14 protein-coding genes are annotated in these 14,284 nt (G+C 65.5%); 7 read left to right on the top strand and 7 right to left on the bottom strand.

Annotated elements, in window-relative coordinates; translation table 11 throughout:
• Positions 1 to 55: 55 nt before the first annotated feature.
• The 3 genes from nadA to J3454_RS14640 form a co-directional block, all read right to left on the bottom strand.
• A complete protein-coding gene (nadA, locus tag J3454_RS14650) occupies positions 56 to 1,057 on the bottom strand; it encodes a quinolinate synthase NadA (RefSeq protein ID WP_349514497.1) in 1,002 nt (333 codons plus the stop codon).
• Positions 1,058 to 1,131: 74 nt separating this feature from the next.
• Positions 1,132 to 1,902: a hypothetical protein gene (locus tag J3454_RS14645; protein ID WP_349514496.1), complete on the bottom strand. Its 771-nt coding sequence runs from the start codon at positions 1,900 to 1,902 to the stop codon at positions 1,132 to 1,134.
• Between the two features lie 94 nt (positions 1,903 to 1,996).
• On the bottom strand, positions 1,997 to 2,875 hold the full coding sequence (locus J3454_RS14640) for an MBL fold metallo-hydrolase (protein ID WP_349514495.1): 879 nt from the start codon (positions 2,873 to 2,875) through the stop codon (positions 1,997 to 1,999).
• Positions 2,876 to 3,010: 135 nt separating this feature from the next.
• Here J3454_RS14640 and glpK point away from each other — a divergent pair, with 135 nt between their 5' ends.
• Complete coding sequence (glpK, locus tag J3454_RS14635; RefSeq protein ID WP_349514494.1) at positions 3,011 to 4,483, top strand: glycerol kinase GlpK; 1,473 nt, start codon at positions 3,011 to 3,013, stop codon at positions 4,481 to 4,483.
• A gap of 10 nt (positions 4,484 to 4,493) precedes the next feature.
• Here the strand turns inward: glpK and J3454_RS14630 are convergent, their stop codons facing one another.
• Together J3454_RS14630 and J3454_RS14625 are read right to left on the bottom strand one after the other, a co-directional pair.
• Positions 4,494 to 4,964, bottom strand: coding sequence for a DUF1465 family protein (locus J3454_RS14630; protein ID WP_349514493.1), 471 nt, complete (start codon positions 4,962 to 4,964; stop codon positions 4,494 to 4,496).
• Between the two features lie 184 nt (positions 4,965 to 5,148).
• Positions 5,149 to 5,358 carry a DUF465 domain-containing protein gene (locus tag J3454_RS14625; RefSeq protein ID WP_296722062.1) on the bottom strand — a complete coding sequence of 70 codons (210 nt, stop codon included), beginning with the start codon at positions 5,356 to 5,358 and terminating at the stop codon, positions 5,149 to 5,151.
• 295 nt (positions 5,359 to 5,653) lie between these two features.
• Here J3454_RS14625 and J3454_RS14620 point away from each other — a divergent pair, with 295 nt between their 5' ends.
• From J3454_RS14620 to tilS, 5 genes are all read left to right on the top strand, one after another.
• A complete protein-coding gene (locus J3454_RS14620) occupies positions 5,654 to 5,821 on the top strand; it encodes a YdcH family protein (protein WP_349514492.1) in 168 nt (55 codons plus the stop codon).
• Positions 5,822 to 5,881: 60 nt separating this feature from the next.
• A complete protein-coding gene (ptsP, locus tag J3454_RS14615; protein WP_349514491.1) occupies positions 5,882 to 8,167 on the top strand; it encodes a phosphoenolpyruvate--protein phosphotransferase in 2,286 nt (761 codons plus the stop codon).
• Between the two features lie 155 nt (positions 8,168 to 8,322).
• The gene (locus J3454_RS14610) at positions 8,323 to 9,198 is read left to right on the top strand and encodes a RodZ domain-containing protein (protein WP_349514490.1); all 876 of its coding nucleotides are present in this window, start codon (positions 8,323 to 8,325) and stop codon (positions 9,196 to 9,198) included.
• 143 nt (positions 9,199 to 9,341) lie between these two features.
• Positions 9,342 to 10,325 carry a tetratricopeptide repeat protein gene (locus J3454_RS14605; RefSeq protein ID WP_349514489.1) on the top strand — a complete coding sequence of 328 codons (984 nt, stop codon included), beginning with the start codon at positions 9,342 to 9,344 and terminating at the stop codon, positions 10,323 to 10,325.
• Positions 10,316 to 11,323, top strand: coding sequence for a tRNA lysidine(34) synthetase TilS (gene tilS, locus J3454_RS14600; RefSeq protein WP_349514488.1), 1,008 nt, complete (start codon positions 10,316 to 10,318; stop codon positions 11,321 to 11,323). The genes J3454_RS14605 and tilS overlap by 10 nt, the downstream gene beginning before the upstream one ends.
• Positions 11,324 to 11,333: 10 nt before the next feature.
• Here the strand turns inward: tilS and J3454_RS14595 are convergent, their stop codons facing one another.
• Both J3454_RS14595 and rimO read right to left on the bottom strand, forming a co-directional pair.
• Positions 11,334 to 12,212 (bottom strand): L,D-transpeptidase family protein, encoded by an 879-nt coding sequence (locus tag J3454_RS14595; protein ID WP_349514487.1) that lies wholly within the window; start codon positions 12,210 to 12,212, stop codon positions 11,334 to 11,336.
• Between the two features lie 84 nt (positions 12,213 to 12,296).
• The gene (gene rimO, locus J3454_RS14590; RefSeq protein WP_349514486.1) at positions 12,297 to 13,694 is read right to left on the bottom strand and encodes a 30S ribosomal protein S12 methylthiotransferase RimO; all 1,398 of its coding nucleotides are present in this window, start codon (positions 13,692 to 13,694) and stop codon (positions 12,297 to 12,299) included.
• Between the two features lie 77 nt (positions 13,695 to 13,771).
• Between rimO and J3454_RS14585 the strand changes: the two genes are divergently transcribed.
• On the top strand, positions 13,772 to 14,173 hold the full coding sequence (locus J3454_RS14585) for a DUF1761 domain-containing protein (protein WP_349514485.1): 402 nt from the start codon (positions 13,772 to 13,774) through the stop codon (positions 14,171 to 14,173).
• Positions 14,174 to 14,284 lie beyond the last annotated feature (111 nt).

Below are 14,284 nucleotides of genomic sequence, written 5' to 3'. Positions count from 1 at the left end.
GGAATGGGGGCAAGCCTAGACCGGTAGTCACCACAGCCAAAGCTCAGGCCAAGCATCAATCCCCGCTGAAATGCACCTTGCCCAGATCGCCCATGCCGACCGTCCCGCTCGCCATATCGAGCATCCGGTCGAGGCTGCGCTTGGCGCGCAGGCGCATGCCTTCCTCGATCTCGATCTGCGGGGTTAGATCGCGCAGCGCGACGTAGAGTTTCTCCATCGTGTTGAGCGCCATGTAGGGGCAGATGTTGCACGAACAGTTGCCGTCCGCGCCCGGAGCGCCGATGAAGTTCTTGTTCGGCAGCGCCTTTTCCATCTGGTGGATGATGTGCGGCTCGGTCGCGACGATCAGGGTGTCGCCCTCGAAATCCTTGGCGAAGGCTAGGATGCCGCTGGTCGAGCCGATGAAATCGGCGTGGTCGATGATCGTCGGCGGGCATTCGGGGTGCGCGGCGACTGGCGCGCCTGGGTGCTTTTCCTTGAGCTTCAGCAGCTCGGTCTCGCTGAACGCCTCGTGCACGATGCAGACGCCGGGCCACAGCAGCATTTCGCGGTCGAACTTGCGCGACAGGTATCCGCCAAGGTGTCGGTCGGGGCCGAAGATGATCTTCTGTTCGGGCGGGATCTGGGCGAGGATCGTTTCTGCGCTGGAACTGGTAACGATCACGTCGCTGAGCGCCTTCACCTCGGTCGAACAATTGATGTAGGTCAACGCGATGTGATCGGGGTGCGCTTCGCGGAAGGCGCGGAATTTCTCTGGAGGGCAGGAGTCCTCAAGGCTGCACCCGGCGTCCATATCGGGCAGAATCACGGTTTTCTGGGGGCTGAGGATCTTGGCAGTATCGGCCATGAACTTGACCCCGCAGAACGCGATCACATCCGCATCGGTCGCCGCCGCCTTGCGCGACAATTCGAGGCTGTCGCCCACGAAATCGGCAATGTCCTGAATATCCGGCGTCTGGTAATAATGCGCGAGGATCACCGCGTTGCGCTCTTTGCGCAAACGGTCGATTTCGGCCAGCAAATCGGTGCCGGTTGGATTGCGGGTCAGAAGGCTCATTCGTCAGTCCCCGTTGTCTCAGGATCCGCCGATATAGGGTGCTTACTGTGTTTTTCGAGCGAAAAGCGCAGGGCCTACATGCTGAAGCCCGGCGGCATATAGGCATCCATCGGGCGCGCGGCCCCCGGCGTTCCGGCGACGACCCATTCGGTGATCGCGTAGCCGATCGGCGAATAGGCGATCAGCAGCGAGAGTGCGAACACCCCGACATTGATCCCTACGCCGTAAACGTAAGCAGGATGCACACGGCCGCTGCGCCGCCAGTCGACCAGCATGCCAATGATGGGAAAGGTCAGGCTGAACGCGAACACGGTGACCCAAGAATAGGGGATCAGCAGCGGCATCGGTAGCAGCCGGCCTAGTCCCGGACCGGTCAGCACGCTCATCGCTACCAGCATCAGTCGCCGATGCCAACCGGTGTAGCGGCGCTGGCGCAAAGCCCACAGCGCTAGCCCGCCGAACGTCAGTAATCCCATCGAATTGCTGATCAAAAACTCGCTCTTTCCGAAGAAGAACGGTCCGCCCGAAGTGCGCGCCGATGTCAAAATGATGATCCCCCCAGCGACGATCATGGCCGGAATCCAGATATAGGCGAGCCGGCCCACACTGGCATGGAGCGCGCGATTGCCGGTCGCGATGGTGACGTGCTGGAGGAGATACAGCGCGATCCAGCCCATGAAGATCATGCCATGGACATGATAGGCGAGCGGCGCGGAAAAGCTTGACCGGCCCATCGCCAACTGGATCGTAAACCCGGCGATGATGACCGCCGACATGACGAAGGCCATGATGGTGAAGAACCCGGTACCCTCAACGGGTGCAGTTCGCGGTGCAGTGGTCGCCATAAGAATCCCCCGATCCCAGCGGTCGCAAGTTCTCACGATTTGCTGCGTCTAGCAAATCCTATCGCGCAAGTCGGTTGCTCGGGGTGAAGCGGGGTCAGGCCACCCGCCACACCTCGGCGTCGCGCGCCGCCATCCCGCGCCGTTCCAGGTCGATCAGATGCGCCGTCACGCTCATTTCGGCCGCTCCGATCAGGCGCGGGTCGAGACCCTTGTACATATCCGGAATGAAGCCGCTGACAGGCCGCGAGCGTTCGCCCAGCAGGCGCAGGATCTGGTTTTCGCGCTGGCGGCGGTGGCCGATCATGCCGCGCACCAGTTGGCGCGGTTTCTCGATCGCGGCGCCGTGGGCGGAGTGATAGCGCACGTCCTCGCGCGCCATCAGCTTTTCGAGGCTCGCCATGTAATCGCCCATATCGCCATCGGGGGGCACGACCACACTGGTTGACCAGCCCATCACGTGATCACCGGTGAACAGCGCGCCCGATTCCTCCAGCGCAAAGCACAGGTGGTTCGAGGTATGGCCGGGCGTGGCGACTGCGGTCAGCGTCCAGCCGGTGCCGCGCATCGCCTCGCCATCGGCCAGCACGCGGGTTGGCGCATAGGTGGTGTCGAAGCTTTCGTCCGAACGCGGCAGGTCGGTGGACAATACCAGCGGCGCGCAGCCGACGATTGGCGCTCCGGTAAGATCGGATAGCGGCGCGGCGGCGGGCGAGTGGTCGCGGTGGGTGTGGGTGCACATGATCGCCACCACTGTGCGCCCGGCAATCGCGGCGATGATCGCATCAATATGCGCCGCATCGTTCGGGCCGGGATCGATCACCGCGCAGTCCGGCCCGTCGTCCGGCCCGACCACATAGGTCTGTGTGCCGGTGAAGGTGTAGGGTGAGGGATTGGGGGCGAGCACACGGCGCACCAGCGGCTCTACCGCTTCGGCAAGGCCTGTGGGCCAGGGTTGGGGGGGAATGGTGACCATGCCTTTGCATATGGAGGTGAGCGTGGCAGAAGTCACGTCCGAGAGAGGAGCCGGGGTGCCCCGCCCCGCGCTCAAGCAGCGAAGCGGTAGCGCAAATCTCCGCGCGCTCAAGCAAGGAAGTGGTAGCGCACAAATATGTCCGACTACATTCTCGTCCTCGATGAAGGCACCACCTCGACCCGCGCGATGCTGTTCGCCAGCGACGGTGCGCTGGTCGCCAGCGCGCAGGCGCCGCTGACTCAGCACTATCCGCAGGCGGGCTGGGTCGAACACGATCCGCGCGAGATCTGGGACAAGACGCTGGCCTGCGCGCTGGACGTGATCCCCAAGGCGGGCGGGGCGGCAATGATCGCGGGGCTCGGCATTACCAACCAGCGCGAAACCGTGGTGGCTTGGGACCGTGTCACCGGAGAGCCGTTGACGCGGGCAATCGTGTGGCAGGACCGCCGCACCGAACCGCTGTGCGCGGCGATGCGCGAAGCGGGGCATGAAGACGGGGTGCAGCAACGCACCGGCTTGCTGCTCGACCCCTATTTTGCCGGGACCAAGATGCGCTGGATGCTCGACAACGTGCCGGACGTGCGCGGCGCGGCGGACGCAGGCACGCTCGCCTTCGGCACGGTCGAAAGCTGGCTGGTGTTCAAGCTCACGGGCGGTGCGGCGCATATTTCGGACTCCAGCAATGCCAGCCGCACGCTGCTGATGGGGCTGGAGGATATGCAGTTCGACGAAGGGCTGTGCGACCTGCTGGGCGTGCCGCTGTTTGCGCTGCCCGGCGTCACCGACATGGCCGGACCGCTGGCCATGACCGATCCTTCGCTGTTCGGTTGTGCGATCCCGATCACCGGAATGGCGGGCGACCAGCAGGCAGCGACCATCGGGCAGGCGTGCCTTGCGCCGGGGCAGACCAAGGCGACCTATGGCACCGGCGCGTTCGTGCTGACCTGTCAGGGTGCACGCATCCCGCGCTCGACCAACCGTCTGCTCGGCACGGTGCTGACCCAGATCGACGGCGCCCGCACCTATGCCATCGAAGGATCGGTGTTCGTTGCGGGCAGTCTGGTGCAGTGGCTGAGGGATTCGCTCGGCATCGTCGATCTCGCCGAGGAGACCGAGGCGCTGGCGCGTTCGATCCCCGATAGCGGCGGCGTGGTGATCGTGCCCGCGCTGGCGGGGCTGGGCGCGCCGCACTGGCAAGCTGATGCGCGCGGGGTAATCGCCGGGCTGAGCTTCGCCAGCGGCAAGGCCGAGCTGGCGCGGGCGGCGCTGGAGGCGATGGCGCATCAGACGCATGACCTGTGCGCCGCCTTCACCGCCGACGGCGCGCCGTGGAAGACGCTGCGGATCGATGGCGGCATGGCGGCGAATGACTGGATGGCGCAGGACCTCGCCGATATGCTGGGAATACCCGTGGAGCGGCCCGGCTTTGTCGAGACCACCGCGCTGGGCGCGGCAATGCTGGCGGCAACCGGCGCAGGGCTGTACGACAATCTGGACGAAGCAGCGCGCGCGATGCGCGGCGAACTGGCGCGGTTCAAACCCGGCATGACCGCCGATATTCGAGAGGAACGGCTGGCGCGCTGGCGCAAAGCGCTTGCCGCCGCCTAGGCTGGCTGGCTTATCCGATATCCCTGACGCGCCCGAATTCACGCCCGATGCGATCCTGAAACGCGCGCACGGGGGAAGTCATGGCGAAATGCTGGCGCCACGCCTCGTCCAGCCGGGCGATACGTTGGTGCAGCCGTTCGGTATCCGCGATCAGTTCGCGGGTTTCGGGTTCCAGCAGCGCCAACTGCTTCTCGTCCGCCCCGCGATCGGGCGGCAGCGCGCCGTGCAACCGCACCTGATTTTCGCTGAGTTCCCCCTGAAACAGCGCGCGCTGGTTCAGCAGCCAGGCCAGCACGTGCATCATGCGGGTGGTGGTCTTCAGCCCCTCGGTCGACAGCGCAAGACGAACGAAGGCGTCCTCCCCGATCTGCGGCCCGCGCGTGCCGGCTGAAAATACTGCGCGCACCTCGTCGGCAAGCACCAGTGCTTCGGTGTAAAGCGCCTCGATGATCGGGCGAGAAAGATTGGTGGTCCAGGCCATATTCGGGGGCAGGATAGGCTGCACGCTGCGCGCCCGCTACTCACCTATGGTTACTTTCCAAGTAATTTTAGGTTGTGTCCCTATGGGGCACAGAATCGCGGTTTCGCTAACCATCATTGTTGGCGGCCACCTTCGGAGGCGGGGCGGGAGGTCTGCGTCGTGCGCCAGCACGACTAAAGACAGGCTACGCGATGATATCCGGCAGCAGCGTATCCTCGATGATCGCGATCTGGTCCTTCAGGCGCAGCTTGCGCTTCTTGAGGCGGGCGATTTGCAGCTGGTCGGCGGATGCGCTGCCGCGTGCGGCCTCGGTCAGAGCGGCAATCGCGGCATCGAGATCGCGATGCTCGGTGCGCAGCAGTTCGAGATTTTTGCGGAGCTCCTGCTCGGTCATGCCTGGCTCAATCCCCTGATGTCTCGGCCCATAAGTCCCCCGGCGCCCGCAAGACGCCCGGCGGCGCTACGCGTTCCCGCGCGATTCGATAAGACGTCGGAACCTTTTTTGCGCCGCGTTTATAATCTGCGGCGGTTTTCGGCCCATCGCAGCCTGATGCGGATATAGCGATTTACGAAGAGGAAGGGCTTTCAAAGTTAGCGTGGCTGTGGTTTCAGTGAAACCTGCGGCTCGGCCGCTACTGGTTCGAGTCGCCTTTCCGGGGGCATCCCCCCGCAGGACAGGAGAACGCATAATGGCATCGACCGCAGTGTCTTCCCACATCCACGCCCTCCAGGCCAAGCATGCCGAGCTCGACCAGCGGCTGCATCAGGAATTGGCCCGGCCCATACCCGACACCGCGACGACCCAGGCCCTCAAGAAGCAGAAATTGCGATTGAAAGAAGAAATCGTCCGCTACTGATCGGCGCGCTGCGCCGTGACTGTTGCAGGTTTCGGGTCTCGGCCCTAAGCCTGAAGGGCCATGAGTGCAGCCGCAGCCGCCCGCCAGATTCTCACCCGCCTGACCGAGGTTATGGCCTCGCGCCTCCATGTGCAGGGCAAGCTCGATCAGGTGGTGGAAATCATCGGCGAATGCCTGTCGAGCGAGGTGTGCTCGATTTACCTCCTGCGCGAAGGCATGCTGGAACTGTTCGCCACGCGCGGGCTGAACCAGAGCGCTGTGCACGTCACCCGCATGGCGATCGGCGAAGGGCTGACCGGGGCGATCGCGCAGAAGGTCGAAACGCTCAATCTGGCCGAGGCCAAGGCTCACCCCGACTTCCAGTACCGCCCGGAAACGGGTGAGGACAAGTTCCACTCCTTTGCCGGCGTGCCGATCGTCTATCGCGAACGTGCGGTGGGGGTATTGTCCGTCCAGCACATCGATCCGCGCCGCTATGAGGAAGTCGAGATCGAGGCGCTGCAGACCACCGCGATGGTGCTTTCGGAATTGATCGCGAACGCTGAACTGGTCGATGAGGAGGAAGCACGCGGGCTGACCCAGGAGCAGACGGGGCCGCAGACGTTGACCGGGCTGACGCTGGTGAAGGGGTTGGGCGCGGGCCACGCGGTCTATCACCAGCCGCGGGTCGAGATCACGCAGGTGATGGCCGAAGATACCGAGGCTGAACGCCAGCGGGTCTATCGCGCGTTCGACCGGATGCGCGAGCAGATCGACACGCTGGCCAGCCAGGCCGAATTCGGGGTCGGCGGCGAACATGAAGAGGTGCTCGAGACCTACAAGATGTTCGCCTACGACGAAGGTTGGTCGCGCCGCATCAACGAAGCGATCGACAGCGGCCTGACCGCCGAGGCCGCGATCGAGCGCGTGCAGCAGCACACCCGGATGCGGATGCGCGAAATCGACGATCCGTTGCTGGCCGACCGGATGCACGATCTGGAAGATCTCGCCAACCGGCTGCTCAGGATCGTTGCAGGGCAGATCGGCACCGCAGCCTCGCAGGGTCTGCGCCGCGACACCATCCTGATCGCCCGCAATCTCGGCCCGGCGGAACTGCTCGAATATGACCGGCGGCGGCTCAAGGGCGTGATCCTTGAGGAAGGCTCGCTCACCGCGCACGTGGTGATTGTCGCGCGCGCCATGAATGTGCCGGTGATCGGGCGCATCAATAATGGCAAGGGCGGCGGTGTGCGCACCACCATCCGTGAAGGCGACGAGATCCTGCTCGATGCAACTGCGGGCAGCGCCATCGTACGCCCGTTGCCGCAGGTCGCCGATGCATTTCAGACGCGCTTCGCCAAATCGCGCGAGAAGCAGGCGGCCTATGCAAGCTTGCGCGATGTCGAACCGTTCACCCGCTGCGGCACCCGCATTCAGGTGATGATGAACGCCGGACTGCGCGACGACATGAGCGCGCTGGCAATGACCGGCGCCGACGGCGTCGGGCTGTTCCGCACCGAATTCCAGTTCCTCGTTTCCGCCACCCTGCCGCAGCGCGAACGCCAGACCCGGCTGTATCGCGATGTGCTGGAGGCGGCGGGCGACAAGCCGGTGATCTTCCGCACGGTGGATATCGGCGGCGACAAGGCGGTGCCCTACCTCGCGTCCGAGATCGCGGCACAGGATGAAAACCCGGCGATGGGCTGGCGCGCGCTGCGGCTGGCGCTGGAGCGCGAAGGGTTGATGAAGGTGCAGGCGCGATCTTTGATGGAAGCATCGGCGGGGCGTTCGCTTTATGTGATGTTCCCGATGGTCAGCGAACCGTGGGAATTCGATGCGGCCAAGGCGGTGTTCGACGAACAACTCGTCTATCTGCGTGCGCAGAAAAAGCTGCTGCCCGAACGCATTCATTTTGGCGCGATGCTGGAAGTGCCCGCACTGGCCGAAGTGCTCGACATGCTGCTGCCCAAACTGAGCTTCCTGTCGATCGGCACCAATGATCTCACCCAATTCCTGTTCGCCGCCGACCGCGCCAATCCCAAGCTGGCCGAGCGATACGACTGGCTGTCTCCGTCGATCCTGCGGTTCCTGCGCCGGGTGATGCAGGGCTGCGTGGGGAGCGGGGTGGATGTCGGCGTGTGCGGCGAGATGGGCGGCCGGCGGCTGGAGGCGCTGGCGTTGATGGGGATCGGGTATCGCCGGTTGTCGATCACCCCGGCAGCGGTTGGCCCGATCAAGGAATTGGTGCGCAAGGTCGATTTGGGCGAATTGTCGGCGGCGATGACCGGGTGGCTGGCCGAGCCGCAGCGCGACCTGCGCCAGCAATTATCGGACTGGGCGGACGCGCGCGATATCGAATACGATTGACGGCCCGCGCTACCCGATGCGCCGCGCCGTGCGCGGCACGGGTCGTCCCGCGCCCGGTGCGCTTGACAGCACCCCCCACGACAGGCTGTGTGTTGTTCAAGCGCAATTCACGCAGATACTAACAATAGCCTCATCAGAAGGCATGGATTCGGGTCATGGACAGCGAACAGGATATCGGCGCCGAAGAGGCGCAGGACACGGCCTATGCCGGGGCAGGCGCTCGGCTGCGTGCGGCGCGCGAAACGCGTGGGTATGATCTGCCGCATATTGCAGCGGAATCGCGCATCCCGCTGCGCCATCTCGAAGCGATCGAGGCGGGAGATTTCGGTGCCTTGCCGTCGCGCACCTATGCGATCGGTTTTTCGCGCACCTATGCCCGCCTGCTCGGGCTTGACGATGTCGCAATCGTGGAGGCGGTGCGCGGCGAGTTGTCCGATGGCCAGACCCGGCGCACGGCCATGGGATCGGGAATGGAGCCGGGTGATCCGGCCAAGCTGCCCTCTGCGGGACTGGCGTGGTTCGGTGCCTTTGCCGCGCTGGTGCTGGCAGTGGGCCTGATTGCCTTTTTCAGCTCGCGTTTCGGCGCTGGAAGCGGCCCTGGGCCGATCGAAACTCCAGCCCCGCCCGCCGCAGTCCCGGTCGCCGCCAATCCTGCTCCGGCCCCTGCCGCCGCCGCGTCCTCTGCCGATGGAGAGGTGGTGCTGACATCGCTTGGCGACGGCGTGTGGGTGCGCATCTACGAGGAAGGCGGCGAGCGGTTGCTGGAAAAGCAGCTGGCCATGGACGAAAGCTTTACCCTGCCGGCCGATGCCGTCGATCCGCGGATCAACACCGGGCGGCCCGATCTGCTGGCGATCACGATCGACGGTGAGAGCGTGCCGCGCTTGGCGCAGCGCCCCACGACGTTGGCGGGCATGGCGATTTCGGCATCTGCGCTGCTGGCGCGGCCCATGCCGGAAACCGAAGCTGCGCCTGTCTCCGGCACCGAAGCCGCTGCGCCCGCTGCACCCGATTCTGGCGCGGACGGCTGATCAGACAAGGACGCGCGCGTTTTCCCGTTGATTAGGGCACGCGCGCTCTCGACTTGGCTGCGGCAAGGCGGCAGGGGGTGACTATCCGTGTTCATATGCCCCGCAGCACGCCGGGGCGGCCATCGCTAGGGAGCCCGCCGAACATGACAACCGCCTTTCCGACCCTTCGCCCGCGCCTGTTGCGCGTGCTGCTGGCTGCGGCCACCATCGCGGTGCTGCCTGCGCCGGTCTTTGCGCAGGATACCGGCGATGAAGCCCGGCTGCGCAAGCTGGAGGCGGAAGTGCGCGCCCTGCAGCGCAAGGTTTTTCCGGGCGGCGACGGGCGCTTCTTCGAACCGCAGATCGGCCCGGCCAGCCCGCAGGGCGCCGATAGCGGGCAGGTGATGGGGGTGATCCCCCCCGCGACCACGCCGGTGACGGACATTCTCGTTCGGCTGCAAACGCTGGAAACCCAGTTGCAGACGCTCACCGCTCGCTCAGAGGAGCAGTCCAACCAGTTCGGCCTGCTGGAACAGCGCATCGCCGCGCTGGAAAACCTTCAGGCCGTAGCGCCGGTGGGCACGAATGGCAGCACGATGGGCGTGATCGCGCCGGAGGCAACGCTGCCGGCTGCTGCGCCTGCGACAGCCGCAGCGCGCCCGCCCGCCAATGCCGCGCCGACTCCGGCCACAGCCGTTGCCGCGCCCAGCCCAGAGCGGCTGGCAGCAGTGCAGGCCATCGCCAAGCCGCAGACCGCCGATGCCGGGGATGACGAATATACTTATGGCTTCCGGCTGTGGGACGCCGAGCTTTACCCCGAAGCGCGCCAGCAACTGACGCGCTATGTCGAGCAGTACCCCAACCACTCGCGCATCAGCTTCGGGCGCAACCTGCTGGGCCGCGCCTTTCTTGACGACAACATGCCCGAAGAGGCGGCGCGCTGGTTCCTGCGCAACTATCAGGCCGACAAGAACGGCGCGCGCGGCGCGGACAGCCTGCTCTATCTGGCGCAATCGATGATCGCGATGGGCGATACCCGCCGCGCCTGCATTGCGCTGGCCGAGTTCGGGGAAACCTACCCGGTGATCGCCTCGGGCCGGTTAGCCGACGAATACCAGGCGAACAGCGCCAAGGTGACGTGCAGCTGACCGAGAGTCCGGCGGACCGCTTTGCTGCCGATCTGGCGGCGCTGTGGCCGGATGACGAACGCACCGGCCCGCTGGGCCTTGCGGTATCGGGCGGGCCGGACAGTCTGGCGCTGATGCTGCTGGCGCATGGCGCGCTGCCCGGACGGATCGCGGTTGCCAGCATCGACCATGGCTTGCGCCCCGAAGCGGCAGGCGAGGTCGCGCTGGTCGAGCGGCTGGCGGGGGAGCGCGGCATTCGCTTCAACGCCTTCACCCTCACCCCGCAACCGGGCAATCTTCAGGCGCAGGCGCGTGCGGCGCGCTATGCGGCGCTGGCGGAGTGGGCGCGCGCTGCGGGGCTGGGGGCTGTCGCCACGGCGCACCATGCCGATGATCAGGCCGAAACCCTGCTGATGCGGCTGAACCGGGGCAGCGGGCTGGCCGGGCTGGCTGGTGCGCGCGCAAGCACGACGATCGAAGGCAGTGAAATCACTCTGCTGCGCCCGTTGCTCGGCTGGCGCAAATCAGCGCTGGAAGCGGTGGTCGCCGCTGCCGGGATCACCCCGGTGCGCGATCCGTCGAACGCCAACCCCGATTTCGAGCGGGCGGCGATGCGTGAACGGATTGCTGCGTCATCCGACTGGCTCGATCCGGCGCAGCTCGCCGCCAGCGCCGCGCATATCGCCGAAGGCTGGCAGGCGATCGCATGGTATGCCGGGCTCGACTGGGACGAGATGGTGGCGCCCGATGAAAGCGCGCCGGGCGGCGTGGGCTATGCCTATCACGCCAATGTGCCGCGGGTGGTGGCGATCGAGACGATCATGCGGATCATCGCCGAACTCGGCGGTCACGCCACGCGGGCAGAGGCCGCGCGCGCGTGGGACCGGCTGTGGCAGGGCGAGAATGCTTCGCTGGGCGGGGTCCTGGCGGTGCCGGGGGTCGAACGGGTCGAGAAGGTGGGTGTGCTGATGCGCGTCTGGCGGTTCCGTCCCGAACCGCCGCGCGGGAAGATGAACTGAGGCCGACCCTTTACAGCACCTTGTCGCCGACCCCGACCATCTGCCCGCGGGTGATGATCACCTTGTCCCCGCGCTTGGCGGCGGCGAACAGCTTGGCAGCGAATTCATCCGGCACGGCGATGCAGCCGTGGCTGGCATAGCCGTTCATCACCGGCGAGCCGTGGACCGCGATCCCATCCCACGTCAGCCGCAGCGTCCACGGCATCGGGGCGTTGTTGTATTTCTCCGAAATATTGTCCTTCTCCTTGGTCAGGATAGGGAAGGTGCCGAGCGGCGTGGGATGCGCCCGCGTGCCGAGCAGCGCGACTGCGGTGCCGATTTCGTGCCCATCGCGAAAGGCGCTGATGACGCGCGCTTCCAAATCGACGGTGACGACCAACTTGCCGGTGCCGGGCGCGGCGCTTTCATCCCAGAACCAGTCGCCGTAGCGGATGCTACCTTCGATCGGCAGGATCGACTTGATGACGAAGGGATCATTGCTGGCGCTGACTACCGGTGCCGCAGCGCTGGTGGTGACCGGCAGCGGCTGCACCACTTCGCTGGAAATCATCCGCACCGCCGGGCCGCGCGGTGCCAGCGGCTCGGTTTCGGGCCCGGTCACGGTATCGTCGTTTGCGAGGAGCGGCGGCAGACTGGCATAGATCATCGCGGGCTCTGCGGCTGCTGCGGCGGCAGGCGGGGTCGCGGCGGGCAGCGCCAGATCGATCTGCGGAGGCAGCTCGGTGTCGGGATCGACACGCTCGAATGCGCTGTCCGCGCGCGCGGCGACCAGTTGGGCGGCTTCGGCGGCGTCCTGCGCGCTGGCGCCCGGATCGTTGCGGGCCAGCAATGGCGCGCAAGAGGCGGCAAGCGCAATCAGGGCGACGGGAATGGAGAGTGAGCGGATCATGGAAGGCATTATGCCGCGTTAGCCGTGCCTATACCAGCGACTTACCGCGTTGCGTCTCTGGTGGGGACGATGGTTGGCAAGGGGTTAACGGGACGGGTGCGAAATCACGCCGAACAGGTCATGCGCGTCGGCATCCTCGATGGTCGCCTGCACGACCGCGCCCGGCGCGAGGCTGGCGGGCACGTTGCGCAGATACACCGCGCCGTCGATCTCGGGGGCGTCGGCCTGGCTGCGGCCCGTGGCGCCGATATCGCCGTCCTCGTCGGGTTCGCCCACATCATCGATGATGATCGGAAGTGTGCGGCCCACCTTGGCGGCAAGCTTGGCGGCGCTGATGCGTTCGGTCACTTCCATGATCCGGGCGTAGCGTTCTTCCTTCACGTCCTCCGGCACGTGATCGGGCAGGGCATTGGCCGCCGCGCCTTCGACCTGTTCGAACCGGAACGCGCCGACCCGGTCGAGCTGCGCTTCCTCCAGCCAATCGAGCAGGTAGCGGAAATCGTCCTCGGTCTCGCCGGGGAAGCCGACCACGAAGGAGGATCGGATCGCGACGTCCGGGCAGATGGCGCGCCATGATTTCAGCCGTTCGAGCACCTTGGCCTCGTTGGCGGGGCGCTTCATCAGCTTCAACACCTTCGGGCTGGCGTGCTGGAAGGGAATGTCGAGATAGGGCGTCAGCAGCCCCTCGGCCATCAGCGGGATCACCTGATCGACATGGGGGTAAGGGTAGACATAGTGCAGCCGCACCCAGGGCGGGCTGCCGTCCGGGGTGCGAAGGCCGCCCAGTTCGCGCGCCAGATCGGTCATGTGGGCGCGGACGGGGCTGCCCTTCCAGTCGCGCGGTTCGTGGCGGATATCGACCCCGTAGGCGCTGGTATCCTGCGAAATAACGAGCAGTTCGCGTGTTCCCGCCGCGACCAGCTTTTCCGCCTCGCGCAAGACCGCGTCGATCCGGCGGCTGGCAAGTTTCCCGCGCAGTTGCGGGATGATGCAGAAGGCGCAGGAATGATTGCAGCCCTCGGAAATCTTGAGGTAGCTGAAATGGCGCGGGGTGAGCTTGACGTCAGGCTGCGGGATCAGGTCGATGAACGGACCCTGCGAAGGCGGCGCGTGGGTGTGCACGGCCTCGACCACCTGTTCGTATTGGTGCGCGCCCGTCACCGCGAGTACCTGCGGATGGGCGGCGCGGATCGCGTCGGCTTCCTCGCCCATGCAGCCGGTCACGATCACGCGGCCGTTCTCGGCAATGGCTTCACCGATTGCGGCAAGGCTTTCCTCCTTGGCGGAATCGAGGAACCCGCAGGTATTGACCAGCACCACGTCCGCGCCCGCATAATCCTCGGCAAAGGCATAGCCATCGGCGCGCAGCCGGGTGAGGATGCGTTCGGAGTCGACCAGCGCCTTGGGACAGCCGAGGCTGACCATCCCAATGCGTTTCTGTTCGGCCACGACGGTGGGCTTTGTGGTGGAGACGGTGTTCATTGCGGCGCGCCCCTACACGACAGCGCGGCTTTGCGCTAGCAGGGTGTGCGAACCGAGAAGATCGAGGAGATGCGTCCATGAACGATTTTGCCCTATGGCCGGTGCTGGCCGGAACCGCTGCATTCTTTGCCGTGGGCGCATTGTGGTACGGCGTGATCTTCCGCCAGCTATGGCAGCGGGCTGCGGGGCTGAGCAATTCGCAGCTCCAAACCGGCAATATGTGGCTGATCTTCGCGCTCACCTTCGCCTTTGAGATGCTGATCGCGATGGTGCTGTGGCACCTTGTGGCCCGCACCGATCCGCCCGCATTCGTGGTGATGATGATGGCAATCGGTTTCGCCGTGGGCGTGATGATCCCCGCGATCGGGATCAATTACCTCTATCTCAGAAAATCGGGCCTGCTGTTCCTGATCGATGCCGGGCATTTCCTGTTCGGCATGGCGGCGATGGGCAGCGTATTCGTGTGGTTCCGAGGGTGAGGCAGGACTAGGCCCGCTTTGGCGGTGTTCTGCCATGGAGCCGACCGGGTAACCGGGAACGGCAGGTTTTGGTGAAAGCCGCCGCTGAGGCAGACGTCCGATTGTGGGTGG

Origin of the sequence: Erythrobacter sp. NFXS35 (genome assembly GCF_040148725.1) — a bacterium.
GTDB lineage: Bacteria > Pseudomonadota > Alphaproteobacteria > Sphingomonadales > Sphingomonadaceae > Erythrobacter.
This window is presented reverse-complemented; position numbering and strand designations above follow the sequence as displayed.

Coding starts and splice junctions, on each gene's coding strand:
- J3454_RS14585 (WP_349514485.1), top strand. CDS start 13,772: ATGAACGATTTTGCCCTATGGCCGGTGCTGGCCGGAACCGCTGCATTC.
- ptsP (WP_349514491.1), top strand. CDS start 5,882: ATGAGTGCAGCCGCAGCCGCCCGCCAGATTCTCACCCGCCTGACCGAG.
- J3454_RS14640 (WP_349514495.1), bottom strand. CDS start 2,875: ATGGTCACCATTCCCCCCCAACCCTGGCCCACAGGCCTTGCCGAAGCG.
- J3454_RS14630 (WP_349514493.1), bottom strand. CDS start 4,964: ATGGCCTGGACCACCAATCTTTCTCGCCCGATCATCGAGGCGCTTTAC.
- J3454_RS14595 (WP_349514487.1), bottom strand. CDS start 12,212: ATGATCCGCTCACTCTCCATTCCCGTCGCCCTGATTGCGCTTGCCGCC.
- rimO (WP_349514486.1), bottom strand. CDS start 13,694: ATGAACACCGTCTCCACCACAAAGCCCACCGTCGTGGCCGAACAGAAA.
- glpK (WP_349514494.1), top strand. CDS start 3,011: ATGTCCGACTACATTCTCGTCCTCGATGAAGGCACCACCTCGACCCGC.
- J3454_RS14605 (WP_349514489.1), top strand. CDS start 9,342: ATGACAACCGCCTTTCCGACCCTTCGCCCGCGCCTGTTGCGCGTGCTG.
- J3454_RS14645 (WP_349514496.1), bottom strand. CDS start 1,902: ATGGCGACCACTGCACCGCGAACTGCACCCGTTGAGGGTACCGGGTTC.
- J3454_RS14620 (WP_349514492.1), top strand. CDS start 5,654: ATGGCATCGACCGCAGTGTCTTCCCACATCCACGCCCTCCAGGCCAAG.
- J3454_RS14610 (WP_349514490.1), top strand. CDS start 8,323: ATGGACAGCGAACAGGATATCGGCGCCGAAGAGGCGCAGGACACGGCC.
- J3454_RS14625 (WP_296722062.1), bottom strand. CDS start 5,358: ATGACCGAGCAGGAGCTCCGCAAAAATCTCGAACTGCTGCGCACCGAG.
- nadA (WP_349514497.1), bottom strand. CDS start 1,057: ATGAGCCTTCTGACCCGCAATCCAACCGGCACCGATTTGCTGGCCGAA.